This is a genomic window from Bifidobacterium castoris, assembly GCF_003952025.1.
In the GTDB taxonomy this organism is placed as follows: Bacteria; Actinomycetota; Actinomycetes; order Actinomycetales; family Bifidobacteriaceae; genus Bifidobacterium; species Bifidobacterium castoris.
In genome coordinates, this window is record NZ_QXGI01000001.1 from 265,172 (window position 1) to 290,657 (window position 25,486).

Annotated in this window: 25 protein-coding genes and 1 pseudogene; 7 read left to right on the forward strand and 19 right to left on the reverse strand. The window is 62.9% G+C overall.

The genetic code is table 11. The annotated features are described in order from the left end of the window. Positions 1-20: 20 nt before the first annotated feature. Positions 21-1,673 (reverse strand): isopeptide-forming domain-containing fimbrial protein, encoded by a 1,653-nt coding sequence (locus D2E22_RS01195; protein WP_164518358.1) that lies wholly within the window; start codon positions 1,671-1,673, stop codon positions 21-23. A 148-nt stretch (positions 1,674-1,821) separates the two neighbouring features. Between D2E22_RS01195 and D2E22_RS01200 the strand changes: the two genes are divergently transcribed. Together D2E22_RS01200 and D2E22_RS10420 are read left to right on the forward strand one after the other, a co-directional pair. Next, positions 1,822-2,169, forward strand: a complete 348-nt coding sequence (locus tag D2E22_RS01200) for a hypothetical protein (protein ID WP_126031294.1) — start codon at positions 1,822-1,824, stop codon at positions 2,167-2,169. Beyond that, positions 2,166-2,342 (forward strand): hypothetical protein, encoded by a 177-nt coding sequence (locus D2E22_RS10420; protein WP_164518359.1) that lies wholly within the window; start codon positions 2,166-2,168, stop codon positions 2,340-2,342. The genes D2E22_RS01200 and D2E22_RS10420 overlap by 4 nt, the downstream gene beginning before the upstream one ends. Positions 2,343-2,376: 34 nt before the next feature. Here D2E22_RS10420 and D2E22_RS01205 read toward each other — a convergent pair whose 3' ends face one another. Next, the gene (locus D2E22_RS01205; protein WP_126031295.1) at positions 2,377-3,618 is read right to left on the reverse strand and encodes a Fic family protein; all 1,242 of its coding nucleotides are present in this window, start codon (positions 3,616-3,618) and stop codon (positions 2,377-2,379) included. A 271-nt stretch (positions 3,619-3,889) separates the two neighbouring features. Here D2E22_RS01205 and D2E22_RS01210 point away from each other — a divergent pair, with 271 nt between their 5' ends. Next, entirely contained in the window at positions 3,890-4,150 is a 261-nt protein-coding gene (locus D2E22_RS01210; RefSeq protein WP_126031296.1) for a hypothetical protein, read from the forward strand. A 520-nt stretch (positions 4,151-4,670) separates the two neighbouring features. On the opposite strand, the gene D2E22_RS01215 is transcribed toward D2E22_RS01210, so the two are convergent. The 3 genes from D2E22_RS01215 to D2E22_RS01225 all read right to left on the reverse strand — a co-directional run bounded on the left by D2E22_RS01215 (position 4,671) and on the right by D2E22_RS01225 (position 12,270). Continuing rightward, positions 4,671-8,966 carry an LPXTG cell wall anchor domain-containing protein gene (locus D2E22_RS01215; RefSeq protein ID WP_126031297.1) on the reverse strand — a complete coding sequence of 1,432 codons (4,296 nt, stop codon included), beginning with the start codon at positions 8,964-8,966 and terminating at the stop codon, positions 4,671-4,673. Positions 8,967-9,248: 282 nt separating this feature from the next. Further along, the gene (locus tag D2E22_RS01220; protein ID WP_164518360.1) at positions 9,249-10,328 is read right to left on the reverse strand and encodes a restriction endonuclease subunit S; all 1,080 of its coding nucleotides are present in this window, start codon (positions 10,326-10,328) and stop codon (positions 9,249-9,251) included. A gap of 16 nt (positions 10,329-10,344) precedes the next feature. Next, positions 10,345-12,270 (reverse strand): HsdM family class I SAM-dependent methyltransferase, encoded by a 1,926-nt coding sequence (locus D2E22_RS01225; protein WP_241218110.1) that lies wholly within the window; start codon positions 12,268-12,270, stop codon positions 10,345-10,347. Positions 12,271-12,482: 212 nt separating this feature from the next. Between D2E22_RS01225 and D2E22_RS01230 the strand changes: the two genes are divergently transcribed. After that, positions 12,483-12,809, forward strand: coding sequence for a helix-turn-helix domain-containing protein (locus D2E22_RS01230; RefSeq protein WP_126031299.1), 327 nt, complete (start codon positions 12,483-12,485; stop codon positions 12,807-12,809). Between the two features lie 157 nt (positions 12,810-12,966). On the opposite strand, the gene D2E22_RS01235 is transcribed toward D2E22_RS01230, so the two are convergent. From D2E22_RS01235 to D2E22_RS01265, 7 genes are all read right to left on the reverse strand, one after another. Further along, positions 12,967-14,001 carry a hypothetical protein gene (locus D2E22_RS01235; protein WP_126031300.1) on the reverse strand — a complete coding sequence of 345 codons (1,035 nt, stop codon included), beginning with the start codon at positions 13,999-14,001 and terminating at the stop codon, positions 12,967-12,969. Between the two features lie 208 nt (positions 14,002-14,209). Continuing rightward, positions 14,210-15,256, reverse strand: a complete 1,047-nt coding sequence (locus D2E22_RS01240; protein ID WP_126031301.1) for a hypothetical protein — start codon at positions 15,254-15,256, stop codon at positions 14,210-14,212. Between the two features lie 123 nt (positions 15,257-15,379). Then, positions 15,380-15,913 (reverse strand): GNAT family N-acetyltransferase, encoded by a 534-nt coding sequence (locus tag D2E22_RS01245; protein WP_126031302.1) that lies wholly within the window; start codon positions 15,911-15,913, stop codon positions 15,380-15,382. Between the two features lie 14 nt (positions 15,914-15,927). Continuing rightward, positions 15,928-16,488 (reverse strand): Panacea domain-containing protein, encoded by a 561-nt coding sequence (locus D2E22_RS01250; RefSeq protein ID WP_126031303.1) that lies wholly within the window; start codon positions 16,486-16,488, stop codon positions 15,928-15,930. Between the two features lie 216 nt (positions 16,489-16,704). Next, entirely contained in the window at positions 16,705-17,376 is a 672-nt protein-coding gene (locus tag D2E22_RS01255) for a hypothetical protein (RefSeq protein WP_126031304.1), read from the reverse strand. After that, a complete protein-coding gene (locus tag D2E22_RS01260; RefSeq protein ID WP_126031305.1) occupies positions 17,373-17,621 on the reverse strand; it encodes a hypothetical protein in 249 nt (82 codons plus the stop codon). Before D2E22_RS01260 ends, D2E22_RS01255 begins: the two co-directional genes overlap by 4 nt. A gap of 156 nt (positions 17,622-17,777) precedes the next feature. Next, complete coding sequence (locus tag D2E22_RS01265; RefSeq protein WP_126031306.1) at positions 17,778-18,164, reverse strand: hypothetical protein; 387 nt, start codon at positions 18,162-18,164, stop codon at positions 17,778-17,780. Between the two features lie 248 nt (positions 18,165-18,412). Between D2E22_RS01265 and D2E22_RS01270 the strand changes: the two genes are divergently transcribed. Beyond that, complete coding sequence (locus tag D2E22_RS01270; protein ID WP_126031307.1) at positions 18,413-18,949, forward strand: hypothetical protein; 537 nt, start codon at positions 18,413-18,415, stop codon at positions 18,947-18,949. A 240-nt stretch (positions 18,950-19,189) separates the two neighbouring features. On the opposite strand, the gene D2E22_RS01275 is transcribed toward D2E22_RS01270, so the two are convergent. Further along, on the reverse strand, positions 19,190-19,651 hold the full coding sequence (locus tag D2E22_RS01275) for a hypothetical protein (RefSeq protein ID WP_126031308.1): 462 nt from the start codon (positions 19,649-19,651) through the stop codon (positions 19,190-19,192). Positions 19,652-19,728: 77 nt separating this feature from the next. Here D2E22_RS01275 and D2E22_RS01280 point away from each other — a divergent pair, with 77 nt between their 5' ends. Beyond that, positions 19,729-20,181 carry a hypothetical protein gene (locus tag D2E22_RS01280; RefSeq protein WP_126031309.1) on the forward strand — a complete coding sequence of 151 codons (453 nt, stop codon included), beginning with the start codon at positions 19,729-19,731 and terminating at the stop codon, positions 20,179-20,181. Between the two features lie 120 nt (positions 20,182-20,301). Here D2E22_RS01280 and D2E22_RS01285 read toward each other — a convergent pair whose 3' ends face one another. Both D2E22_RS01285 and tnpA read right to left on the reverse strand, forming a co-directional pair. Next, positions 20,302-21,474: an RNA-guided endonuclease InsQ/TnpB family protein gene (locus D2E22_RS01285; RefSeq protein ID WP_126031310.1), complete on the reverse strand. Its 1,173-nt coding sequence runs from the start codon at positions 21,472-21,474 to the stop codon at positions 20,302-20,304. Then, positions 21,471-21,871: pseudogene (gene tnpA, locus D2E22_RS01290) on the reverse strand (IS200/IS605 family transposase). Before tnpA ends, D2E22_RS01285 begins: the two are co-directional and overlap by 4 nt. Before the next feature lie 12 nt (positions 21,872-21,883). Between tnpA and D2E22_RS10425 the strand changes: the two are divergent. Continuing rightward, positions 21,884-22,486, forward strand: a complete 603-nt coding sequence (locus D2E22_RS10425; protein ID WP_164518347.1) for a hypothetical protein — start codon at positions 21,884-21,886, stop codon at positions 22,484-22,486. A 99-nt stretch (positions 22,487-22,585) separates the two neighbouring features. Here the strand turns inward: D2E22_RS10425 and D2E22_RS01300 are convergent, their stop codons facing one another. The 4 genes from D2E22_RS01300 to D2E22_RS01315 form a co-directional block, all read right to left on the reverse strand. Further along, complete coding sequence (locus D2E22_RS01300; RefSeq protein ID WP_164518361.1) at positions 22,586-23,860, reverse strand: AAA family ATPase; 1,275 nt, start codon at positions 23,858-23,860, stop codon at positions 22,586-22,588. A gap of 260 nt (positions 23,861-24,120) precedes the next feature. Continuing rightward, positions 24,121-24,870 carry a hypothetical protein gene (locus D2E22_RS01305; protein ID WP_126031313.1) on the reverse strand — a complete coding sequence of 250 codons (750 nt, stop codon included), beginning with the start codon at positions 24,868-24,870 and terminating at the stop codon, positions 24,121-24,123. 19 nt (positions 24,871-24,889) lie between these two features. Continuing rightward, positions 24,890-25,117: a WhiB family transcriptional regulator gene (locus D2E22_RS01310; RefSeq protein ID WP_126031314.1), complete on the reverse strand. Its 228-nt coding sequence runs from the start codon at positions 25,115-25,117 to the stop codon at positions 24,890-24,892. Between the two features lie 3 nt (positions 25,118-25,120). Next, positions 25,121-25,459 carry a hypothetical protein gene (locus tag D2E22_RS01315; protein ID WP_126031315.1) on the reverse strand — a complete coding sequence of 113 codons (339 nt, stop codon included), beginning with the start codon at positions 25,457-25,459 and terminating at the stop codon, positions 25,121-25,123. Positions 25,460-25,486: the final 27 nt, after the last annotated feature.

Here is a 25,486-nt window from a genome sequence, read left to right on the forward strand (position 1 = left end):
GTGTCCGCCATCCCTTCCGGTCAATCACGGGCCTTGCGGCCGCGGTGGATGAGCAGCAGGCCGCCGACGGCCGCGGTCACGCATCCGATCGTCCAGATCGTGAGCCATGTGGCGCCGGTCTTGGGCATCTCCATGAGATTGCGCGCGTTCATGACCTGCACCGTGTCGCCGCCGGTGATGCCGATCATGGCGTCGCGGTCGCCGCCGGTCTCGCTGACGGTGATCGTGCCGGTTTTGTCGTCCACGGCCACGGTCAGGTCGGCCTGCGGCAGGAACGGATTACTGTACGGGGATTTCGTCTCCTTGAGCGTGTAGGTGCCGTCGGTGCCGTTGACGCTCAGATGCCCGTCTTTGTCGGTGAGCAGGGTCATGGTGGTGTTCTCCTCACCGGGCATGGCCATGCGGTAGGCACCGTCGCCGGTCCTGACGACGGCGCGGGGTGTGCCTTGGTCGAGCAGCTGGAACTCGGCGCCGGCCAGGGGTTGGCTGTTCATGTCGGTCTTGGAGATGGCGGTCGCCCCGGTGTGCACGCTCACGGTGTCGCCTTGTCTGGTCTCATGGTCGGTCCACGTGTTCGGGTTGTGCGAGTATTCCACGCTGACGGTGTTCGTGTCGGCGGCGCCTGCGATGGCGTCCTGGTCGAGGCGGGTCTTGTAGGTGACGGTGATGGGCGCGTCGATGGGAAACCTGTCCTTGTCGGGGATGATGTCGCCGTCCGCGGTGCCGAAACGGATCGTGAACGCGCCGTCCCGGATGTCGTCGACATGCCAGTATTGCGCGTCGAGCGGCTTGCCGTCCACGCTCACGGTCATGTCGGCCGTCCGCATGTCGAACGTCAGGCCTTTGCTGTACGTGTCGGTCAGGGCGAGATAGTACTTGTCGTAGCCGGTGTGGTTCGGCACGCTCGTGGTCAGGCGCATCGTGAGCGTGCGTCCCTGTTCCGTGTCGGCCGACAGGCCGTCCGTGTTCACATCGCCCCGCGCCTCGTCCTCGACGGCGGTGATGCGTTTGCCGACGGTGATGTCGTGGACCTTGTATTCGACGTCGCCCAACGTGTAGGTGCCTTTGTCGGTCTTGAGCGTGGTCTTGCCGTCGATGCCGGTGCCGGTCATGCCGGCGATGGAGGCACGGCCGCTCGCGGTGCGGTCGAGGACCAGATATATGCCGGGCGTGACCTGCGCGCTCTGGCGTTTCGCATCCGCCGGGTCGGGGCGCAGCGCGGTGCCGGGCATGTCCTGTATGGCGTGTTCGGCGCGCAATGTGTCGATGAAGTCACGCAGCCGGCCCGCCCACGGCGAGGACCGCGCATCGAGCAGATTGCTCACGACCCATTGCATCGGATCGTCCTTGTCGTAGCCGGTCATGCCCGTCTTGTCGAGCGCCGAGCCGATCGCGCCGGCCAGGGGCTGCGTGGTTCGCAGGTCATAGCCGGTCAGATGGTCGCCGTCCGTGGTCGCATACGTGTACTGGGCGAGCCGGATCGCGGACAGGCGCCGATCCGTGATGTCGGACGCGGCGGTCACGGTCAGGGGTTGGGCGCGCAGCAGGTCGTCGTCCGTGATGCGCGTATCCTCGGCCAGTGCGGCGGGGACGGCCGTGATGGCCGTGATGGCCGTGAACGCCATGGCGAGGGCGGCGGCGATGACGCCATGGTCGGTGCGTGTCATGTTCATGTTCTTTCCGTCCTTTCCCGATCGGATGGTGCGGCCGGCGGCCCCGCATCGGGTCCGGTGACGGTCGTCATCGACACGGGTCTGGCCGGCTCCGGCATGCATCATGCCCACCCTCTATGCGTCGACGGGGGACGCATAGAGGGTGGGCATGTGCAACGAGAACGTTACGATGGCGTACGGCATGGCGTACCTGCGACGCAGCATGCCCGACACGCTCCGGGACGTGCGCCGCGTCGACCGGATGCGGCATATGATCCCCGCCCTCATGCAGCGGATCGGCGACCCGGACGCCATGGTGGAGGACATGACGGCCGTCCACGCCCGGCTCACCGCGGCCGCCGCCTCCCTTACCATCCGCGCCCGGTGGGCGCGCGGCCGGGACCGGGAGGGCGTCACAGGCGCGGGGATGCTGCTGCGGCGCCGCATCCGCGAAATCGACGGATGGCTCCCCCTGTTCCGCCCGGACGCCGCCCTCCACGACCGGAGCCGACCATGACGGGCGAACCATCCGGACATGCGGATCCCGGTACGGCAACGACGGGCACGAAACGGCCCGTCCGTACGGCCGACCTCGCCGACATCGGCGCGCAATGCGACATCACCGGCGGACTCGGCTCCGTCGCATACCAGCGACTGCTGCGCGACGACAGGGAACGGGCCGGATCGTGAACGCGTCGCACGCCGCCGGCACGCCCACATGAGGTCAGACGTCCAGGAACCGTGCGCGCCCGGTCTCGGACAGCGAGTAGCGGATCGGCTTGGCGCCATGCGTCTGCAGCAGACCCGCCTCCACAAGCGCATCAAGCGCGGACACGATCCTGCGCTCACCGATATGCAGCGCCTCGCGAAGAATCCTACGCGTCACGGGCATGGGGACCCTGTCGAACAGTTCCTCCTGAATGAGGAAGAACAGGACGCCCTGCTGCAGGTCGGACATGCCCTCCTGTCGGCCGTATGCCAGCAGAGAGGCCTGCGCCGCCGCCAGCAGGGACTGTTTTTCGGTCAATTGCGTGATGATGTTCTCCTGCGCCTCGGCCACGAACCGTGTCATACGATGGCAGAACAGGGACACGTCCGAACAGTTCAACGGATGCTGGGCGTCGTCGAACGCTTTGTAATACTGCGTTTTATGGTCGGCGATGACGGTGCTGATGCTGATCGCGGTAGGCGTGGACAAATGCTTGCTTAATTGCAGCGCGAACAGGAAACGCCCCGTACGCCCGTTGCCGTCGTAGAACGGATGGATGTGTTCGAACGCGTAATGACACATGGCGGCCCGCACCAGTGGCGGAACATCTTGGTCGTGCGCCAATGACAGCCATTGCGTCAACTGCACCTGGATGCGGGTTTCGGGCCATGCGCCGTCATGCAGTTTGCGTCCGGTGCTTTCGTCCCACACCGCGATGGTCCCTTTGCGGAACATCTGCCCGTCCGGCACATCCTTGGCGTCCAGCTCGCCGTCCATCACCTGATCGTATATGCGACGAATGTCCTCAAGGGAGGAGGGAAGATCCAGCCCCTCGGCGCCGGTGTCGGAAAGGCCGAGAAACAGCTTGACGAATTCGCTCAATCGCGTATGCCCCGTATCGGTGCTGGCGGCCTGCAACGCCTCGGCTATCTCCTTGCGTGTGGTGTGCACACCCTCGATGGTGTTCGTGCTTTGCACCTCTGCGCCGATGAGATCCATGAGGTATGCGCGGCATGCGATGGGCGGCAGGTTGTCCCACAACGTCTCCACCCGGGTTTCCAGTTCGCGGACCTTGTCCATATCGCGCCCGAGCTGCGCGAACAGCACGGCGAACATCTCGTGGCCGTCCAGGACAAGACCCGAACGGTATGTGGACCAGCCCCGGAGCCGTTCGTCGTATTCCTGCTGGGCGGCTTGCGTTGGCGGGATGGTGCGCGATTCCATGGCCAGCGTCTGCCGGATGGTCTTGTACCCCATGCAACACTCCTCACAGGCGATAATGTGCGTATACGGACGGATAAGACTATCGCCAAACCCGCAAAAAGTCAAAAACAGCAGGATAGGCGCCGTGGCGCAGCGACGAATGCCCTCCCATCGGCCGAAACAAAAGGTTACGCCTTGTGCGTTCCATGCCGGAGATTGCGGGGCGGAGCGGGATGCCGGCTGATCGTAGGCGCGCCGCCCCGCCAACCCGTACGCCACCCGCCGGCACGTCTCCCGCTGGACGCATGACCAGCATGCACGCGTCATGGAGCAAAAGGAGGAAGTCGCGAACGCGGACAATAGGCAGGTATGGCTCGACCCGCAATCCGAAACCTTCGAACGGGACGTGCAGAAACTGGGCGGCCGGCTCATGCGCCTGCAAACCGGCAATCAAATCCTTGATCCGAACAAGACAGCCCCCTACGGGACCCGGAGTGAAAAGGACGAGCCTTGGGCTGGACGTGCCCAAGGCTCGCAGGAACCGTTGTTTCCGGCTTCTGCATGCCGCTCCGAAGAGCAAAAATGAACCCATCGCCATACCGCCGTATGCGCGATGTATCACCTGTCCATGAGGCTAGACTCCAGTTCTCGCGACGGGGACCGACGCGTCGGCTCCGGGAGCCTGCGACAGCCGGTTCCGTTTCCACGCTTTCACCCGCATCCCACCTCCGGACGGGGGCGAGACGGGCGCGAAAGCTCCCTGACAGGATAGCATCCGCGCCCGTCTCGCCCCCGTCCTCGACCTCCCCCAGCTCGTCGAGCACCCGCTCCGCTTCGGCGATCGCGGCCGACTCCATGGCGGTGGGGTCGCGATCCTCCCGGTCGATGACGACGGCATTACGCCGTCCATGCCGCCTTTCGACCTCCTCGGCTGTTCCAGCATATGCTCCTCTCCCCTTATCCTTGGCGGGTACGCCCCATCACTGCGTCCCCGGACGGCACGGGGCGGCAAAGGCGGGGGCCCGCCGCAATCCGTCACGGATCCCGACGGGCCCCCGCCCCGCACACCCCGCCCGGAGGCGGAAGGCCAACCCCTTTTTACGGGATCACTCGCCGCCGTGGCGGCCCGCATGGTGCCGGCGACGCCGGGAGACAAGCAGCGTCACCACACCCGCACCGGCGAGCACCATCGCCCCGACCGCCACAGTCCACACGGCCGCGCCCGTATGCGCCAGCGGCGGTTTGACGGTTGCGTTCCAGTCGTCCGTGTTGGACACGATCCGGTCCGCGCCGCACATCTTCACACCGTCGATGTCGACCGCGCCGGCCGGCACGGTCGGGTTGTCCTTGCCGTCGAACGGCGTGTCATCGTTCACGACGCACGGGGTGAGCGGAATGCCGGACACGGAGGCGCGGTCCGTGTGGTCGCCAGTGACGTCCTTGAGCACGCCCTTGACGTCCACCGACTCGCCGGGCTTGAGGATCAGCGTATCCCAATTATCCGGGTACTTGAGGTCCACGACGCGGCCGTCACCGAGGATGGTCTGGTCCGTGAGCTTCAAGTCCTTGACACGGTAGACCGCGCCGTTGCCGTCCTTGTCGGTCCGGCTCGTGTTCGTGATGGTGAACACGATGACGTCGCCGTTCTTCGCGTCCTTCAACGCCTGTTCGCGCGTGTCGCGGTCGCCGTTGGGCCAGCCGCTCTTCTCATCCCACTTCTCCAAGTGGATGCTGGGGGTGAGGTCGGGCGTGCTGGTCCACACCGTGTTGGACACAAGCTCCTTGTCATTGAACGTTTCCGTGAACGTGTTCTCCACACGGTCGCTGGTGGCGATGCGCTGCACGCTGAGGAACAGGGACCATGCCTGCTCATGCTCGGTGTCGGCAGACACGAGCTTGAGGAACGTGTCGGACGCGTTCGCGGTGATCACACCGTCCTTGTAGTCCACGGTGAACAACTGTTCGCCAGTGGGCTGGGCGGCATCGTCCGTGGCGGCGTCGCCGGTGATGGCGGCGAGCAGTTCCGTGTTGTCGAAACCGGTGCCGGCGAGCACGTCGCCGGTCTTGGCGATCAGCGTGCCGTCCTTGTACAGGTCACGGTTGGCACGAATCTGCCACTCCCCCAGATACTTGTCGTGCTGGGTGTCGAGCTTGTCCGTGACGCCCCATTGGGTGACTTGCGGGTAGGCGCGGTCCGCGGGGATGACCGAACTGTCGAGACGGTAGAGGAACTTCTGCGTGAGCGGGATTTCCTGGCCGTTGACCGAATCGCCGTTGACCTTCAACGTCACGTCCTTGACGGGGTTGATGGGCTTCAACGGGTTCGTGACCGTGTTCGTGTCCTTCTTCACGTCGTTGACGATCTGCGTGGCGGTGTTCTTCACCGTGTAGCCGTCCGTGACCTTGGTGACGGTCATCGGCAGCACGACCGTGTACTCGGAGCCGGTCAGCGACTGGTCGATCGACGGGTCCTTGAGCGGGTCGATCTTCTTCTCGCTGTACGCCTTGAGGTCGGTCGGCTGCGGGTCGCCCTTGACGGTCTCGCCCGTGGCCGGGATCTTCGTGTCGGTGGTCTTGGCGAACACGTAGGCGACGCCGTCCTTGAACTGGACGTTGAACTTCGCGGTCACGTCCTCGCCCTTGGTGTTGAGGATCTCCACGTGCTGTTCGTCGGCGGTGAGGTATTCGTCGTCGTAGTCGTCGACGATGCCTGCACGTTTGATGTCGTATGCGGTGACGTCACGGCCGAGGTTCTTCAGGTCGAGGTGGACGCGGTAGTAGAGGACGTCACCCAGCAGGGCGGTCTTGCCGTCGATGCTGATGGTCGGGTCCTGTTGCGTGTCCTCCTTGACCGGCGTGAAATCCGGCGGCGTGTTGAACACCTTGTTGGACGGGGTGACCGAGTTGTTGAGGGTGAGCATCCACTGGTTGTCCACCTTCGTGTCGGTCGGCGCGTCCTGGCTGACGGTGCCCTCGAAGCGGATCAGCAGGCGCGGGTTCTGTCCCTTGCCCCAGTTCGCCTTGACGTACGTGTCGTCGAAGGTGAGCTGGAACAGGTGCTTGTCGTCGTCCCACCGGGTCGTGTACTGCGTCTTGGGAACGATCCTGCCGTTGCCCATGTCGGTGACTTCGACGGTCTGCTTGTCCGGGATGAGATGCTCGTCGTACTGGTCGGTGACGACCACGGTTTTCACGTCGTAGGCGAGTTGGCCGGGCAGTTTCGGCGTGGTGGTCAGCTGGTATTCGACCTTCTGGCCGGGGAACACGACCTTGCCGTCCACGCTTTCCTGCGCGCCGCCCTGGGAGGCTTCGCCGAGCACGTCCTTCTCGACCGGCGGGATGTAGCCGCAGATCCACGGTTCGTTCGTCGGCACACGGTCGGTGTTCACGGTCTGCGCGCCCGAGTTCGTCAGCTTCGCGTCCGAGCCGGGCACCGAGCAGAACTCCACTTCGTCGCCGGGCTCCTTGCCGGCGTCCTTGCGCACCTGTTCGGCGCCGCCGCCGTTCGCGAAGTTCACCACGCCGGGGATGAGCAGCGTGTACTGACGGTGGGCTTTGAGGCCCTTGAGGGCTTTGAGCGCGTCCGCCTTCATGCTCGCGGTCGCCTTGGTGCCCTGCGCGGTGATGTCGAACTGGCTGGTGACGTCGGTGCCCTTGTTGACGATGTCGTATACGGAGCTTGCCGTGTTGGACTGGGCGTCCATCATGTACACCTTGATGCCTTTCGTGTCGGCGTCGAAGATGTAGTCAGCCTTTGTCCAGTCATCCTCCAGGGTGAATGTGGTGGGCGCGTCGATCAGGTTCGCGGAGATGACGCCGTTGACCACGGAAGCGACTTTGTCGCCGTCGAGGAACACGTTGCGGTCGGCTCCCGTGTCGTTGGTCTCGTCCGGATCGATGACCGCAGCCCACGAACCGTCCGTGTTCTGCTTGATCCAGGACTTGTCCGGGTTCGGCTTCCACGTGGGGAACTCCTTGGCATCCGTATCCTGCGACGTGTCGTTCCAGATGACCGTGCCCTTGTCGACCACCTTGTTGATGTCGGGCTTCGCGACCGTCACGTCCAGATGGAACGCGTACGTGTGCTCCAACGGCATCATCGACGTGGTGTCTTTGCGCACCGCCGTCACCGTATTCGCGGCCTTGTCCCAGTTCATATCGAACTGGTCCGAGATGTCCTTGTTGTCGGATTCGTCGATCACCTTCATGTTCGACACGCTGTAGGTGACACCATTCGGCGTGATGACATCCTTGAACGTCATCGCATAGCCGCCACGGCCGGTGCCCGAACGGATCACCGTATGGTTCACCATCGCATCCGCGCTCACGCCCTGCTCGATCTGCTTGACCGGAGGCTGAGGAGGCACATCCACGATACGGAATGATTCAGAGGCCTCACGGTCGGCGGTATCCACCGCGGCCTTCATGTGGCCCTGCTTGGGCACCTGCACGTCGAACCAGTAGGTGCCGGCCGGCCACGACTTGAAGCCGAAATCGGCGGGCGCGAACTCCGGGGTGCGCGTGTCGCCCTTCGTGGTGATCTTCACGGTCTTGGTCGCGGTCTTCGCGGCGACATGCTTGTTGCCGTCGAAGTGCATGATGACATTCGCGTTGACCTGCTGCGCATCACCCGCCGACTGGGACGCGTGGATGGTGTCCGACACCTTGTCGGTGCTGCCGGCCTTGAGGTCCTTGGGCTTATTGACGTCGGTCGTGATGGTCAGCTCGTAGTCGGTGACCGGCGGGGCGGGCTGGTACTTGTCGAGCACGATGACGGCGATGCTCGTGTCGTCGTGGACGTTGCGGTTCATGATCTTGTCCACGCTGTCCGACGGATTATCATCGAACGGAGTAGACGTGTAGTACGGACGCGTGCCGGCGTAGTTGTATCGAACCGGTGCGACGTACTTGTTCCAGTTGTCGATCCACGTCTCACGCGCCACGACACCGGAACCATTCCACCCGTTCACGCCCTGCGCGGCGGAACCCGCCACGGCGCCAACCGCGACGACACGGCAGTTCGCCTGCCCCGCCTCATCGGGATGCCGCTGGTTGAACCCGGACTCGCACTCCGCACGCGCCTGATCCAACGCGGCCTGCGCCTTCGCCGGACCATTGTAACTGCCGCCCTCATCGAGCATCGTCACACCGGCCGCCTTCATCGCGTTGCGCACCGAATCCAGACTCGTCGCCGGACCCCACGACCCGTCCGGCCCGTCACGATACTGCCAGAACTGCGCGGCAGCCAGGCCGCCGCCCGAACCCGGCTGGTTGCCGCCGCCGCCGGCAGCGAACGCGGCCGGCGCGACGCCGCCCATCAGTGCGGCCGCTGCGACAATCGCGGCGACCGGCGCCTTGAGCAGCCTTCCCGGCTTCCTCCGCTTCTTCTGCTGTCCCGTCATAGGTTGTCTCCTTCAATTTCGGGAACGCCCCCGGACGGGGACGCTAGGAGACCCCTATGCACTCAAAACAGGGTGGAGCGGCGACGGGCCCGAAAAAGAGGAAAAAAGGGCGGTCCCGGCATTGCCGGAACCACCCAGGAGGGAAAGGGGATCGAAAAGGGGCCGGGAATCATCCCCACCATCCGACTAGGAACTATTAACGGGCGTAGGTATCAGCCAAAGTATATCCAGGGAGACCTGTCACGCCGTGTCCGCTGCTGATGGCGCACGGCAAGAACCTGCTTATGCCTTGGACTCGATGAAGGTGAGGTATTGGCGGAGTTTGTGGATCATCATGTTGCGCGCGTACTGTTCCATGTACTTGTAGTCGGGTTCGTTTGCATCGTTCACGGGGAGCATGATGCGCAGTTTGTTGATTCTCGAATCGTTGATTTCCCTGCTGAAGTTGAAATTTGCCTTTTGTTTTTCCAGCGCGCATGTCAGGAAAAGATAGATGTAGCCGTTGGTATCGGGACGTTTGAGATGGGTGATGTGATCGCTTGCGACAAAAGCGAAGGGTTCGTAGAACGCACTTCCCACGCTGCCTGAATTCGCCAACGAGATGCAGTCTTCGAAAACACGGGTGCCTTCCGTGGCGTCGATCCAATCGGCCACACCGTTGTTCAGGGCGGTGGAGGAAACATACGGCATGCATCCCGGGATATGGTCGGCGTTCTTCAAGCGTTTGCCGCGTTGTATGGAGAGGAACACCTGATTGACCGCAAAGGCATGCCATTCCTTCTCTTCCAATGCTGGAATCGTGGCTGAATCACCTAGTGCCGTGATACGTTTTTCAGCATAGGCGCGGTATTTTTCAAGCATCGTCATGCGTCTCTGCCGCACGTAATCCGCCATGTACGTATAATCAGGTTCTCCGGAACCTGTGACGGGAAGCATGATCGCGAGTTTCCGCATGCGTTTCAAGGTTGCCCCGTTGCCGCCCCAGTTGAACTTGGCCCGCATTTGGGAACGTAGCAGGGGAATGAGGAACATGGCGGATTCCATGTTGAGCCAGTCGGCGGTGATGATGTGGATGTTCTGCCCGGTGATGAACCTGCCGGGTTGCCAGAACGCGGTCTGTGTGTCAAGACCGACTATGATGCATCCCCCCTCGTCGAATCCGTACTCGTAGTTCGTTTCACTGACGAAACGGGCGATTCCGTTGTTGGTGTCGGAACGGGTGATGTAAGGCACGTTTTCGTCGTTGCCGCTTTTGATGCGGATCCCGTCAACGCCGCTGCCGGTCGTCTTGATGGACAGGATGCCTGATTCGAAGACGTTGAACGGTTCCCATTCCTTCTCTCCCAACGGTGTGACCGTCATGTTCTCGTTTATCATCCTACTTGTCGTCATTGTCGGCCTCGCGGTGTTCGAACAGGTATTCCCGTCCCTGCATGACCATGTTGAACTCGAACGTGAGATAATCCCCGATGGCCGTCTCGAAGTCCGCGTCCGTGGGGATTTCGTCGTTGAAGTAGTAGAACGAGTGCAGCCATTCGTCCGTGGCGGCCACGGTGGATTGAACGCAGAATTTCGATGGGGCTTCGATCCGGTCGTTCCACACGTCGAGCAGGTGCTGGCGTTTGTCCTTCGCGCTGTCGCCCTCGACAAGGCCGATGTGCGGGCGTACCTCGTAGCCGTCGTCCCTGAAGTCGATGAACTTCGCCACATGCTCGGGGTCATGCGGCACATGGGCGGTGAACACGGCGATGACGGGGTTCGTGCCCACCCCGTAGAACGTGTTCGTGTTGCAGGTGATGACGCCTTCCAGCGTGTGGTGCTTGAGGATCGATGTTTTGAACGTTTGTTCGGCTTTGGTCTTGCCGGTCATGGATGATTGCGGCACGATCACCGCGCAACGCGCATCCGGGGCCAGGCAGTCCAAAAGGTGTTCGATGAAACCCAATTCGTATTGGCTCGGATCGGTTTTCGACCCTTGGCTGTACGGCGGGTTCATCAACCCCACAGTCGCGTGCTTCAACTGGACCTCGCCCGCCGGCTGTTTGAGGAAGTCCTCCTGCCGTAGGTTCGCGTTGCCGTCACGGCGCAGGATCATGTTCGCGGCGGCGATGACGAACATGTTCGGCTGCAACTCGTAGCCGTGCAATTGTTGTTTCTTGATGCGCGCCTCCACGGCCGTTTTGCCGTGGGCCTGATGGACCATGCGGTGCATCGCGGAGATCAGGAACCCGCCCGTGCCGCATGTGGGGTCGAGCACCACGTCGTCCACTTGTATGTCCAACAGGTCGCACATGAGGTCGGTGATGTGCCTCGGGGTGAGGATGATGCCCAACGTCTGCCCGTCCCCGCCCGAATAGCTCATGAACTCGCCGTAGAAGCGGCCGATGAAATCCTCCGATGACTGCTGGTATTTGATCGCGGTGAACAGGCGGTCGTACAGGAATTGCGTGTAATACCGCAACGGGGTCATGCCCAACGCGGGATTGGGTTCGTTGAGTTTCGCGGACGAGGTGATGATGGAGAACTCGCTGAGCATCGTGTCGCGTTTCGTGTCCGGCCCCACATTGGAACGGTTGAGGCGGCGTTTGATCGCGTCGTAGATGAGATCGCCGTCACGGCCGCCGGGATAGTCCTCTCCTTTGAGCATGTCCAGGGAGAACCCGTGTTCCAATTCATCCAAAGCGAGCAGGATACCGGCGACGACCAATGGTTTGTCCTGGTCCTTCACCGACCCGTAGGCGCGAAGGTATTCGTGCAGTTCGGCCGCGTCCCGCAATATCTCCGTCGTGGTCTTCTCCACGTCGGTGCGCTGGTTGAGCACCTGCCGCTCATAGTATTCACGGATGTTGCCCGGCGTGAACGAGATGAACGATTCCACATCATCGAGGATCTTGTAGCCCTCACGGTCGTCCACATACACGGGAGTGATGCGATGATGCCGTTCATCGCCGGACACGCCGATCGCGAACACCTTGCGGAAATGGGAATGTTGGGCGATGCGTTTGGCGTAGGACACGGCGCCGTTGACCGCATACTCGACAACAGGTTTCACATCCAACGAGACCACACCCGCCCCGTCGTACCACACATGCCGGTCGAGATCGGCCTTGTCCTCGATGACCAGCACGTAGTCGCCTACGACCGCCACGTACTCCGGGTATCCCGCACGTCCCGTGCCGCGCTTCGACGCGCCCGCCAACGCCATGCTGATGTCCTTGACGTCGCTGCCTTGCGGCGTGTAGTCGATGCCGCAGGAATCCAGTTGCCGGGCGACCCACAGGTCCGTGCCCGCTTCACGCCGCATCAGCAACCACCCCACCACGGGAACCGTGCGGACGGGCCGCCACTATAAACGCTATAGCGGGGGGGGGTAGTGTTTTTCACTGCCATTTGCTTCCTTCTGCTGAACTCAAGCGGTATGGTTGTGATTCTAGCGTATTCGATTGCCGTGGATGTGGTGCATGCGCGTCAGGGTGTCGCGAGGGGCGCCACACAAAACGGCATTACCATAGAACTATGGCTGGAACAACAAGAAAAGGCTACACCATCGAAGACTTCGCTCGCGACCACAACATCACCCCCGAAGAAAACGCACAAGCCGTCGCCCGACTCCGCCGGGACATACGCCTGTATGAACTCAGGGAAGCCCGCAAGGAAAACGGACTGACACAGGCGCAGCTGGCCGAACGCATGGGCGTCAACCAAAAACGCGTATCAGCAATCGAAAACAACGGCGGAACCCACGCAATGGTGGATACGCTGCGCAAATACATGGAGGCTCTTGGCGGCCGACTTGACGTCATAGGCACACTACCGGACGGACGGCAAGTAAAACTGGGCTGACCGCCGCCTCGCCCCATTGCGCGAGCCCCACCGTCCGGGCATGTCCAACATGTTGGCGTTTGCGCAGGTGACTCCTTGTTGACAGCGCCTCTCGTTCTCGCAGGCACAAAAAATAGTCGGGTGGCGGGAATCATCCCCACCATCCGACTAGGAACCATTAACGGACATATGTATCAGTTGGAGCACTGGTGCATAGTGAGCCGCATCCGTGTCCGCCGCTGATGGGTCCGCTGCCCGTGTTGCCGCCGGTGCTGGGCGTGGAGGGGGTAGCGGGCTGCGCCGGCGCGGCGGGCGCACTGTACTGGGGTGCGCTCTGCTGCGGCGCTGCCGGCGCCGTATACGCGGGAGTGTAGGACTGTTGCGGCACCGTGTAGGTCGGCGTGTACGACTGCTGCGGCGCGACGTACTGCTGCTGCGCCTGCGCCTGCGCCGCTGCGGCGGCGGCTTGGGCTTCGGCTTCCTGACGGGCCTTCTCCTCGGCCGCCTTCTTGTCCGCATCCTGCTTGGCTTTCACGCTGTCGTTGACGGTTTTCATGGCTTTCTCCAACCCGGCCTGCGCATCCTTGATCTTCTTCACGTCCTTGCCGTCCTTGAGTTTGCCGGCCGCATCCATCTGCTTCTTCAACGCGTCGCGGGTCTTGTCGTCCTTGACCTTATCCTTGGAGGCATCGTACAGTTTCTTCGCGTCCGTGATCTTCCTGCCCAACGCGGTTTGCGTGTCCTTCAGCGTTTTCGCGTCGCGTGCTTTGACGACGTTCTTCACGTCCGCGTCGATGGTCTTGGCATGCGTCTCGTACCAGGTGGTGTTCTTGTCGATCAAGCCCGTGTTGCGTTCGAGCGCTGTCTTGTCCTCCACGTTGCACGCGACCATTGTGGGGGTTTCGTCCCCACTGTCCTTGGCGAGCGTGGTCACGACCCTGCCGTCCTCGACCTGCTTGTCCGTGACCGCCACCGCCGACTTGTATTCGTCGCCGTTGATCAACGCACTGTACTTGTTCTGCGCCACACGCAACCGGTCGGCCGCCTGCGCACAGGTGCTCTTCGCCTCCGCCAATTGCGCGGACGCGCTGTGCTGGTAGATGGCGACCGCACCGCCGGCGGCCAGAATGGCGACCAGCAGCGCCGAGACGCCGATGACGATCCGCTTCTTCTTATGGCTGTCAGGGGTGGTGTTCTTCATATCGTCGTGCATGACATCCTCTCTTCAGTCACTACCGTTCATTGTCTCACGATTCACGCCATTCGGATGAATCAGACAATGAAGGGCTGTTCCGGCAATACCGGAACCGCCCAGAAAGAAGGGGAGATTGAGGAGGGGGTCGGGAGTCAGAAACCGTTGTGGTTGAATACCATCGTCCCAGCGCAGAGATGATCACACGCGGGAACACGTAAATGAACGGTCAACGCTGAATTGGTTTCATTGCTTCAGCTTGGCATGCTGCATCACACGGTCCCGTCATGCCGTGTCCGCCGCTGATGGGTCCGCTGCCGGTGTTGGGCTTCGCCGGCTGTGCGGGCGCGGCCTGCTGCGGTGCCGTGTACTGGGGTGTGGCGGGAGCCGTGTACGTCTGCTGCGGCGCCGTGTAGGTCGGCGTGTACGACTGCTGCGGAGCGACGTACTGCTGCTGCGCCGCCGCGTTCGCCTGCGCCGCGGCCGCTGCGGCGGCTTGGGCTTCGGCTTCCTGACGGGCCTTCTCCTCGGCCGCCTTCTTGTCCGCATCCTGCTTGGCTTTGACGGAGGCGTCCACCTTGCCCATGAGGTCCTTGAGCTGCTTGGCCTGCGAGCTCATCGCCTCCGCGTCTTCGCCGTCACGGGTTGTGGTGGCCTTGTCGATCATGGCCTTGAGATCCTTGCGGGTCTTGTCATCCTGCACTTTGCCGTCCGTGCTCTTGTACTTCTCCTGCGCGGCGGTGAGCTGCTTGGACAGGGCGTCCTTGGCGTCCTTCAACGTCTTGGCGTCACGTGACTGGTTGACCGCGTCCACGGCCTCCGTCAGGGAGGCGGTGTGCGTGTCGTACCATGCCGCGTTCCGTCCGATGCGCTCCCTCGCCTCGCGCAGTTGGTCCGCGCCCTGCACGTTGCATGCGGCCAGGGCGGGCGCCTCCTCCTTGTAGGCGGCGGCGAGCGTGGCGACCGTATCCGCGTCCGCGACCTGCTTGCCGGTGATCTTCACGGCGTCGGCCGCGTCCTGGTCGTGCAGCGTGTCGTACTTGTTGCGCGCCACCCGCAGCGCCTCACTCGCCTCGGCGCACATGCTTTTCGCCTCCGCCAATTGCGCGGACGCGGAATGCCGGTAGATGGCGACGGCGCCGCCGGCGGCCAGGGCGACAACGACGACGATGCCGCCGGCGACGGCAGCCGTCACCCGCCTGCGTCGCACCGTCCGCGCCGATCCGTCCTCCGTCCCGTCCGGCCGGATGCGATCCGTATCCTTCACCTGTCCCATGATCGATGCTCCTTTACATGTTCTCCGTCCCCACCCGCATCATGCGGACCGGACTGCCGATATGGTCGCGACAGCCAATGCGTCCCACGCCACCACCGTAACCCATCCAGCCGACGCGGCACGTTACCGTCCCATGTCGACCGGCCGCGCCGGCCGCAGGTCGAGGATCATCTTCCTTGGGTTCTTCATGCTGTGGAAGCCCTGCCGCTCATACCATGCGATGAGACCGTCGTTGAGCGCCTCGACATACAGCAGACGGCAGGCGACCAATGCGCTCATCTGCCGGGCCCTGTCGATGATCTCGCGCATGAGCAGCGGCCCCTGACGGCCGCACCCCAACGCGGTGCGATTACGGCCACGGAACCGTTCGTCCACACCGAATTTGCCCAGTAGGATGGTCGGCACCTTCGCGTTGCCGGACACGTCCACCACCCCTTTCACGACCTGCACCTGCAGGGCGTGCATGCTCAGGGAGAAGAATCCGACGATCTCGTTCGCGTCCGTCATCGCGAGATACACCGTGCAGCGCGACGTCTCCTGCCATTCGCGGGCGTCACGCTGCAGCCATAGGTCTATGTCGGGTTCGCCGCATCTGAAACCGTCCAGATTGACGTCGTCATCGAGCGCGACGATGCGGTCCCATGCCTGTGTGCACATGCTCTCCCTTTCCGTCACGCCTGGCCGGACAGCAGCGCCGCTATCATGTCGGCGTCCTCGCCGCTGATGAACGTCCGGTCGGACACGTCGGCGAGGTTCGGTATGGGCGCGGCGTGCGACAGTGAGGGATCGGCCTGCAGCGCCGAGTAGAAATCCAGCATGCTTTCCTGCGAGATCACGTCATTGGTTCCGGACGCCACGCTCGACCACGGCCGCTCCTCGTGGCTCATGCTTTCCAACGCGTCGCCGAGCTGCGTGTCGTCCTGACGTTCGAACATGGAGAGCACCCTGTCGACGATCAGCCGTTCCTGCACGTTGAGCGCCGACGCGTCCCCCTCGGGAATCTCACGGGGGAACACATAGCGCCGCCCCCTGCAGTATGGGTATACGGCATGGACGACGGGTCCGTGCCTCCACGCCTCGATCCTGTCGTCGAACAACGACCGGTCGGTGGCGACCAGCGTCCATGCCTGACAGTAGTACAGCAGTTTCTGCAATGCGAACGCGGTCGTCATATGCTCCCGCGCATCCCTTTGCTCGAGGATGTACCTCGCCACGTCAATGGCTCTCGCCATGATAATCACCTCGGTACGGGTATGGTGTTCGTTCTTCCATCCGGTTGCTTCTTCCGTCCAATGCGGGTCTTCGGGCGGACATGTCGGAGCAGTGGCACGATGCCTTACCTATCCATCATACGCCCTGAGGGTTATCGGAGCGGCGGGGGTGCCGTGCATGGTCCGTCATGGATCATGCACGGCACCCCCGCCGCTCCGCATGCCGTCCGTCGACCGCTACCGGCCGTATCCGGACCTGTCCCGTTGCGGCGTGTCGCGCATCCAGAAGCTCTGGAGGGCGTTCAGCTGCGACGGGTCGCCAATGTTGGCGGCCCACATGTGGATGGTGAGCGCGTCCTTTTTCAGTTCCGTCGTCTCCGGCAGGTGCAGGCGGCGCAGGTCAAAGCCGTGCTCGCAGATCACATGCCACCCGTTCGGCGTGCGCCGCACCTCCACCCCGTTCGCCGTGTCCGTCTCTTGGCTGATGCGGTGGATGTCGTTGATGAGCAGGTTGACGGCGAGCAGGTCGGGGTCATCCACGTCGAACAGCCAGCGGTGTTGCGCCGCGTTGGAGGGTCGGGCGGCGATGGACACGGCCATCTGGCCGACGCTCGCCATGTCCACGTCCGGCTCGTCGATCAGCATGTGCAGCAGCGCGGTGCGGACCTTGGCGTCGTCGCGCGCGTTCACGGAGACGTAGAAGCGGCTGGTCTCGCCCGGCAGGCCGTCGTGCACGAACCGTGCGAACCGGGATTCCAGCGAGACGAGCGGATCGCGGGTGAGGAACGATTCGAAGCGCTCCCGGAAGCCCTCGACATGCGTGTTGTCCTTGCGGCGGCTGCGGAACAGCACGACACGCATCGGCGCACTGTCGGGTGTGACGCGTTTGGGATGGTAGTGGTTGCTCATGATGCGGCCCCCTGTCGGATGGCGCGCATCCGGTGCCGTATCTCGGCGCGCATCCCGGTCAGCGTGTCGTCCAGAAGCCGCAGCAGCTCCCCGTCGTCCCAGTCGATGCTTGGGTTTGGGTTGAGCGTGTACCGGTCGTCCGTCACCGTGCCGTTCGCGGCGAAGGTCATGCGGCGTGTGAGATAGGGGACGCTTATGCTTTCGGACCCTATGTCGAGGCTGATCTCAAGATTCATGTCGTCCATGATGCTCCTTTTCGGTGGTGGCGGTCGTCTTGCACCATGCCCATGCGTCCCCTCATGGACGAAACAACACATGGGCGCGGAACGGGGATCATGTCCGTGGCCGCTACGCCACACCCATGCGTCCGCCGCTGGAGAAGACGAGGGATTCACCCCCGGTCAGGGGCGGGCGGGGCGGATGAGCGGCGACGACCCGTCGCGCGTCTCGAACGTCTGCTCCAGCCGCACCGTGGCCCCCCGGAGCAGCCACACCGTCTTCGTGCGGCCGACCGGGCGCAAGGACACGCCATGCTGGTAGGCGCGCAGCAGATCGTTGCGGACGGGCGTCCCGCCAGCCCGGAGGCAGTCCACCTCGTACTCCACGACGAGCAGGCCGAAAAGGGGGTTGCGACGCCAACGCACGGCATGCACGACACGATCCCCGTCCTCGAAGCGCGGATCGCAATCCTCCCATGCGCTCCACCCGACCCGGTCGGCGACGAGGGCGCTGATCATCAGGGCGAGCCATATGGTAAGAAGCAGCCAGCATACGATCGCGAGTAACATGGACGTGTTCATCACCGACCGGCCTCCCCTCCGACTCCCGCCACGCCGGCCAATGCCCGCGCGGATACAATCATCACATGAACAAACCTCACGACGGGGCGAAGCACCGTTCCGAACCAGACCATGCCGCACCTGTCCGCTTTCTCCGGCAGGTATGGCGCTGGGTGCAGGAGCATAAGATCATCAGCGTGACCATTGCCGCCCTGTTTGCGATTGTCCCGATATGGCAGGGCGAATATGGGCTGAGAATGTCCGCGCGGCAGCATGACGAATCCGGTCCCGTCTACTCGTGGTTCATGCTCGACCATGTGAACCCCGGGATACGGTTCGAGGGGAACGTCATCATATCCGCCCCCGCCTATCCGATAGTGGTCACGAACAGGGGACGCACCGACGGGAGCATCATGGGCGTAGACCAGATAGTGGACGGCAGGGCGGAAAGGATGACCCCATGCGTGCCCGATTTCAACGAGGATGGCGAGCTCAACACGGCACGGCCGGTTCGTCCGGACAGCGCGAAGATCCGCATCCCCGCCGAGGAATCGGCGCTCATGATCCTGGTCGCCGAGGAGACGCGCACGCCGTACGATCCCGCAACCGGCGCCGTGCAGCATGGTGCGCCGTTCCAGGTGACGGATATGCTGCGTATCCGCACCGCCTCCGGACGTCAGGTCGAGTCGGCGAGGATCATGGATGTGCCCGTGGAGACGCGGACGGCTTATGAGTATCCGCAGATGGATGAGGCGTTGAAGGCGTGCATCGCCCATGTCGAGGACGGAATGTGACGTTCCGCCCGCCCTGCGCCGCCATGATGGTCCAGTCCGTGTCATGCCGGCAGCCTATGCGTCGGCATGACACGAAGGGCTGCGATCGGCCTGCCCCATCCCGTGTTCGGGTTGACGCACGCTGACGGGAATGCTTGCGCGGTTCGGGCGGATGAGCGGCTCCGCCCCGTCGGCTGCCGTGAACGACCGGAAGAATCTCACTCTGGCTCCTTTGAGCATCACCCGCCCATCGCCATCCCCTTATCCCATATACGACGAATCAGCCTGTATGACGGGCGTCGAACCGTCCCGTGCCAGGAAGGTCTGCACGAACCTAATCTCGGCGCCCTTGAGCAGGACACGCGACACGCGGACACTCTCCTCCTCCAGTCCGACACCGCGCTGGAACACGCGGATGAAATCGTTGCGGTACTCATGCTGCCCCGGCAACCAGTTGGCGACACCGTACTCCACCTCGATCCACCCCGCTGTTCGCCGCCACCACACATCATACAGTTCCCAATCATCCCCGTCCACATACAGGTCGCTTTGCAGCCAGGACGTGTCGGGTTTCGTGTCGGAGTCCGTGTCGGAGTCCGTGCGGGCGGCACGCTCCTCCCTCCTCATAGCCACGAGCTTCGCTACATGCACCACCAGAAGCGCGATGTTGAGCAACCACACCAGCACCAGGATCGCAATATCCACGATCAGCCATCCACCCATAACGAATTCCTCTCCTCCGCATCGGATAATGAGACGGCCCACCTCCCGTATGGTTCACGGGCCGATACGATGAGGCCATGAAACGGAAACGCGCAAAACGCAACGGGAAACGCAGGCCGAAACGCAACATCAAACGGCATCGCGGCGGCCGTCGCCCATCCACACATGGAACCATGCCGCAGAATGATGCGTCGGCGACCCCTCCCCAGCCTAGGCAAAACGGCGTGCAGGATACGGGACAGCCCACGGAAGACCAACCGACGACGGGCGACGTGTCGGCGCACGCCGGTGAGGGGGCACCCACAGAGGACAAGGAAAACGGATCATCTGACGATGAGGGGCGTTCGGGCGGGAAGCCGTCCGGGTTTTGGGTCAAGGCTGAATTGTGGCTGTCCATCATCGCCTCACTGGTCGCCATCATAGGCATCCCCGCCACTTTCTTCCAGATATGGCAGGCCGATGAGGCGAATCGCCGGTCGATTGCACAATTCAATGCGGAGGGCGCCGTCTACCGGTTGACACTCCCGTGATTGAAATCACGGGATTCCTGCGAACTGGGCGTGCTTGGCACTTGGCTTGCGCGCCTGATGTCAGAGGCTTCCCATATTGAGCAGGCTATCCCCGATTGTCGGCCGGTTCCTGTTTTGTCGTTATTCCCCGCTTCCGTTGAGTCGAAGCGCCTCGTCCCTGATGTTCAGGGCGGCGTTCACATCGCGATCGTGCAGGGTGCCGCAATGCCCGCACACCCATTCGCGTTCAGACAGCCGCAGCCTCTGGTACTTGTATCCGCACTCGTGGCAGAGTTTGGAACTGGGGTAGAATCTGTCCACCCGGATAAGGGCGCGTCCGTACCATTCCGCCTTATAGGACAGCTTGTCCACGAGGCCGCTCCACCCGTCGCGGAGTATGGAACGGTTCATCGCGCGTTTGCGCGCCTGACCGTTGCGCATCGGCTTGCCATCCGCATCTAGTCTTTCCCTCGCCTTTCGCGTCATGTTCCGCACCATCAGGGTCTCCATGCCGATGAATTGGTTCTCTTCGATCAGCCTGTGGGACAGTTGGTGCTGGAAGTCGTCGCGGTAGTGACGGAGCTTCGCGTAGGCTTTGGCGAGCTTTTGCTTTTGCCTGATGTAGTTGCTTGACCCTTTCTTCCTGTGCGACAGTCGGCGTTGTTCGCGCTTCACTTTTTCTTCTAAATCTCGGAGTCGTGTCGGGTAGTTGATTTTCTCGCCCGTGCTGAGCGTGAGAAAGTCCTTGACGCCCAAGTCGATGCCGATGCATCCTTCCGCTGGGGGTTTCGGCCGGACGTCCACGTCGAACAGGAGCACCAGATAGTACGTCCGGTTCTCACGCTTCACCGTCCAGCTGGACAATGATTCGATTGGATAGCGTAGCCGGTCTCGTTTGCGGATGCGCACCGAACCGAGTTTCTTGGACAGTGGGTAACGGTTGCCGTCCATGCGGCGTATGGGCATGGTGTTGCGAAACGATTGGATGTTGTCGTTCCTTGAGGCGAAACGGGGACGATGCTTCTCGTAGTCGGCCTTGCGGAAGTACGCCGACCGTGCCTTGCGGAAGTCCATGATGGCGTTGCTCAACGCGTTCGACGGGATTGGACTGTCCCTGAGCCATCCGTTCGCGTTCTTCATGTCGGTCACGTTCGGATACTCGGGGTTCGGGTTCGTCTCTTTGTCGTACGTGTTGAACGCCTCGACCTGCTGATTGTAAGCGAAACGCCTATCTCCGAAACACTGTTCCAACAGTTGCGCCTGCGTTTTCGACGGTGTGAACGGTATGCGTTGCGCGATCTTGCGTTTGGTCATGAGCGTTCACGCTCCTTGGTTCTTTGGTTGTCGATGTACCTGGCGACCGCTTGTTCGTTCACGGCGCCGATGCTTTCCACGAAGTAGCTGGGCGACCACAGGCTGCGTTCCCCTTTTCGTTTCCAGTAGGTGCTCTTGAGTTCGGGGTGCATGGCGAACAAGCGCAGGCTGCTGGTGCCTTTCAGCTGTTTTACGACGCTGCTCACGCTTAGTTTCGGCGGCGCGGACACGAACAAGTGCACATGGTCATCCAATCCAACTTCGACATGCGGTATGCGATAGCCGTGTTCCGCGCTATGGCGTGCAGAATGGTCTTCAGATCCTCGTCCACACCGTTCGTGAGCACTTTGCGACGATATTTCGTGCACCAGATGATGTGGTAGTTCAGATTGTACACTGAAGTTCTACCATGTGTGAATCGTTCACCATATGTGCCATATTCACTACCATATGTAATAAGTGGAAGCGTTCTAACCCGGCATTGAAATACCGGGTTTGCGAACGCCAGATTTTCATCAATTATGTGGACGGCCCCGCAATGGAGCTCTCCGGCGAGGAGAGCGGCTCGTACATATCCTACGTGGTTACGAACACGGGCCGTACGCAGGGAACCATTCTGGACATCGACCGTGGGCTCGCCGATGAGCGTCTGGCGGTGTGCGTGCCGCGTATGGACGATGACGGGGATCTGGTCGCCCCCGGCGGCGATGTCACTTGGAGCGATGTGGTGCCGGTCAACCACCAGTTCACCCTGCAGCCGGGGCAAAGCCGGCTCGTGTTCATGGCCTCCGCGAAAACCACCCCGAAACTACTGACGGACGGGAACGGGAACATGGCGCTCACCGTCGGCGAACCGCTTACGGTCACCGGGGGGTTGCGGCTTTACCTGTCGGACGGGTCGGCCGAAACCGTGGGGGCGGACACGGCCGACCCGATCGTCGCAGCGCATTACCGGAACCTGGCCGGCTACAGTCAGGTGCTCGACTATTGCGCACGGATGACGGCCCGGTAATGCCGACGTGCCGATGGACATGGAAGGGGCGGAAACGGGCGTGTGACGGCATCGGGTGTGCGCGCCGGCCATGCCGCCCCGATTTCCGTCCCGAACACGTCATCGCGCATTCCTCTCCTCGTCAAGCCGGTCGAACGGCGCCGCGAGCACCCCGTAGGCCTTTTCGAGATTGCGGGTGATGTCCTCGCATACGCAACCCCCCTGAGCCTTCCGACGCGTCATGTAGCAGGTCATGTCGTCGGCGATGCCGTGCCGGGCCGCATAAGTCTCCAACGCTTCGAGGAAGTAGGGGCTGTGCGTGCTCACCAGGATCGTGAGGTTGAACGCGCGGCGCAGCTCCACGAGCATGTCCGCCAGGTCGAGCTGCCATTCGGGGTGCAGATGGATCTCCGGCTCGTCGAGGATGAGCACGTCGTCCTCACCGATCCGGTTGTCGCCCAGCAGCCGCAGCAGCATGATGAACGTCTTGCGCCCGTCGGACACGTCCCGCATGTCCAGGTCCCGTCCGACGCCGTCCTCCTTGAATTTCAGCCCGTACCGGTCGATGAGGAGTTCACCGCCGGCATGGGCGCGCAATGATCGGAGGGTCCGGGAGATGGCGTCGTCGACGGCGAGCTGGGTGACCGCGTCGGTTTCGCCGCCGGCGAGGATCTTGTCTCGCAGGTCGGCCGCATGCCCGTCGTCGGGTTTGCGCAACCAGGGATTGCGGTGCGGTATGGAGGAGCGGACCATGCCGTCGAGCAGACGGGGACCGTCCAGCATGGTCACGTCCCCGCCCCATCCGATGGGCGGGGTCGCCGCATCCGCGTCCGATCCGACGTGTCCGCCGACGGTGAGACGGTCGGGGCCGCGCCCCGCGTTTTCGAGCTCCATCCAGCCGTCCGTGTCGTCACGGTTCGTGATGTGCTCCCGGCGTAGCACGTCGGCGCGTACCCGGTCCAGCACCTCGGCGTCCCCGAAGGAGAGCCGTTTGCACAACCGGTCGATGAGCAGCGTCCGTTCCTTCCCGTCCTCCTCCGTATCGTCCGGGGGGAGGAACCGGTCGAGCAGCCGCGTGACGGTCGCCCTGTCCGTACGTTCAGGGCCGAGGGCGGCCAGTTCGTCCGCCATCTCCTCGACGGCCTGACCTATGGGGGCGGTGATCGTGTCGGTGCGGTCCGTGCGCAGGCAGTAGTCCAGGAGCAGGGTGAACAGGCTGTCGGCGCGTGACCGGCGTATGTCGTCCGTGTTCTTGCGCAGCGCCTTGACCGTGGCGTACAGGGTGCGGCATATGGTGGATTTGCCGGTGCCGTTCTCGCCGACCAGCACGGTGATGCCGTTCAGGCGCATGTCCGCATTCCTGATGGTGCCGATGTTGCTGATACGTAGCCTCATGGCCCTCATTGCCTCACGCTCCCCCTGCCGGGCCCGCAGCGACCGTTCGTCCCCGTACCTTCCAGATATCTGAGGTCATCCAGCTTCTGCAGTGCGATGCGTTCGTCGTCCGTGATCATGCCAGTCATGGCCTTGCGGCGCAGTGACCGTTCACTGCCGTACTCGCGGACGATTTCCTTACGCTTTTCCCTGATATCCCGCCTTGTGACCATAACCGGCGGCCCGATGACATGGGGCGTCGCCGCCGTATCATCCTCGTTTTAGAGCCCGGGGTTCGTGCGGGCGGCATGCTCCTCCAGCGCCGCCCGCACGAACCCCTGATCGCACGATCTCCTCAGGCTCGCGTCGTCGCTCATGACGTCCCCTCCTGTTTCATCCTCGACCCAGTATCGGCGTTCCGCCTCACGTAGCCGCGTCTCCAGCATGTCGAACATGTGCGGGGCCGCGTGCGGACAGTACCGTGCGCCGTCCTGTCGTGCGACCTTCATGAGATAGTCCGCTTCGACGCCGTCCGCGGCCCGTCCGATGAGCAGACGGCACAACTGGCCCCATGTGGCGGCGTCGCCCGTCACCCAATCGGTGTCGCCGCACTGGTCGCAGGTCTGCATGATCTCGTCCCTCTGCCTATCCGTGTCGGGTCGCGCCTCGACCGTGTACAGGCCGCCGCAGTGGGCTTCGACCAGGAGCAGCGTGCATGTCAGCGGCGGATCGTCCGGCGTGTTGGCGCAGGCGGGGCAGAGCGTATCGTCGCCGTATTCCCAGCCGACGGTGCGCAGGCCGTCCACGGGGGCGGGGCCGGCCTGCGCACCGCATCGTGTGCAGGTCAGGCCCCAATGGTCGGGACAGCGGTGGCGGCGTGTGCCGTCCGGCCCCGTGTACGCCTGCCAGTCGTCGTCGACGGCGTCCTCCTCGGCCATGGTCTCTTCGATCCACCAGTCGTGTTCGTAGCCCTCATGGGTTTTGCCGCAGGCGTCGCAGACGGTGCTGTAGAACTGTCGCGTACGGAACATGCTTCCCCTTTCTTTGCTGTCAATGGTGTCGGCGTCGCAGGATCTGTTGGCGTTCCTCGACGGTTGCGCCGCCCCATACGCCGTGGCGTTCCGGCCGGCGCAGCGCATGGTCGAGGCAGGCGTTCCGGACGGGGCAGGCGGCGCAGACGCGTTTGGCGGCATCCGTGCACGCGTCGTCGAAGAACAGGTCGTCCAACCCCTCGCACACTGCATGGTCCCGCCATGCCGGACTTGTTGCGGCGTCCACAGGTCACTCCTTTCGGGGTGTGCGATCCGTGTCGAGGCGGGCGACGATGGTCCAGAAATCGTCGGGGTTGACGGTGTCGAGGTTGCCGATGATGTCGGTGCCCTCCCATGTGCCGGCCGCGTAGTCGATCCAGTGGCTGAAGTGGTCGGTGACGGCTTCGACGGTGGTCTCGTAGGTGTCTTCGCTGTTCCAGGCGTCGGGGTCGAGCGCGCCGCGTACGTCGTTTTCGAGGTCGCTTCGTGACATGTAGGCGCGGGTGTCGGGGTGGTATGCGAGTGCGTCGGGGTCGAGGCGGAAGTCGGCGTGTTCGTTGTTGAGGGTCGGGGTGTTGGTGGTGTTCATGATCCGTGTCCTTTCCATACCGATGCG